Raw genomic sequence first — 1055 nt, forward strand, 5'->3', positions numbered from 1 at the left:
TGGCGACAATAGCGGTTTGGAACCACCTGATCCCATCTCGAACTCAGAAGTGAAACGAACATGCGCCGATGATAGTGTGAGGTTTCCTCATGCGAAAGTAGGTCATCGCCAGGGTTTTATTTAAGTGACCTAAATATAATTAGTTATATATAAAAAAGTCACTGAAATTTTTACAAATAATGTAAAAGCGTACAGGCTGGCGTAGCTCAGTTGGTAGAGCAACTGACTTGTAATCAGTAGGTCCCGGGTTCGATTCCTGGTGCCAGCACCATCTAAGTAGAAGAGAATGTCAACTAAAATGTTGACATTCTCTTCATCTTAAAAGACAATAGCGTTCTTTTTGGAGGGGTTCCCGAGCGGTCAAAGGGATCAGACTGTAAATCTGACGGCTCTGCCTTCGAAGGTTCGAATCCTTCCCCCTCCACCAGTTAAAGTTGAAAAGATAGAAAGCGGGTGTAGTTCAATGGTAGAACTTCAGCCTTCCAAGCTGATAGCGTGGGTTCGATTCCCATCACCCGCTCCATAAATGTAGTAGAATATTTGCTTGTGGTGATTATTTGGCAAGCCGATATATTAAGCCCACATAGCTCAGGCGGTAGAGCACTTCCTTGGTAAGGAAGAGGTCGTTGGTTCGAGTCCAGTTGTGGGCACCATGTAAATATCAATTAGCAAACGGGGAGACTTTCCGATGGCGAAGGAAAAATTTGAACGTAAAAAGCCGCACGTAAATGTGGGGACTATTGGCCACGTGGATCATGGTAAAACAACCTTGACAGCTGCGATTACAACAATCATGGCGAAAAAGTATGGCGGTACTGCAAAAGCGTACGATCAGATTGATGCTGCGCCAGAAGAAAGAGAGCGTGGTATTACTATTTCTACTGCACACGTAGAATACGAATCAGCTAACCGTCACTACGCGCACGTTGACTGCCCAGGACATGCTGACTACGTTAAGAACATGATCACCGGAGCTGCCCAGATGGATGGAGCAATCCTGGTTGTATCTGCAGCAGATGGTCCTATGCCACAAACCAGAGAACACATACTGTTAT

General features: G+C 45.2%; 1 protein-coding gene, 4 tRNA genes and 1 rRNA gene. All 6 read left to right on the top strand.

Annotated features, from left to right (window positions below; all coding sequences use genetic code 11):
• Nucleotides 1–114 (top strand): 5S ribosomal RNA (gene rrf, locus ELY21_RS15480); the annotation flags it as partial.
• An 81-nt stretch (nucleotides 115–195) separates the two neighbouring features.
• Nucleotides 196–271 (top strand) — tRNA-Thr (locus ELY21_RS15485).
• 71 nt (nucleotides 272–342) lie between these two features.
• Nucleotides 343–427, top strand: a tRNA-Tyr gene (locus tag ELY21_RS15490).
• A 22-nt stretch (nucleotides 428–449) separates the two neighbouring features.
• Nucleotides 450–523 (top strand) — tRNA-Gly (locus ELY21_RS15495).
• A 54-nt stretch (nucleotides 524–577) separates the two neighbouring features.
• A tRNA-Thr gene (locus ELY21_RS15500) sits at nucleotides 578–653 on the top strand.
• Nucleotides 654–688: 35 nt separating this feature from the next.
• Nucleotides 689–1055: GTP-binding protein (locus ELY21_RS15505; protein WP_199741731.1), on the top strand; the 367-nt coding region annotated here is incomplete at its 3' end.

This window comes from Legionella sp. km535, from assembly GCF_003990085.1.
Classification (GTDB): Bacteria; Pseudomonadota; Gammaproteobacteria; order Legionellales; family Legionellaceae; genus Legionella; species Legionella moravica.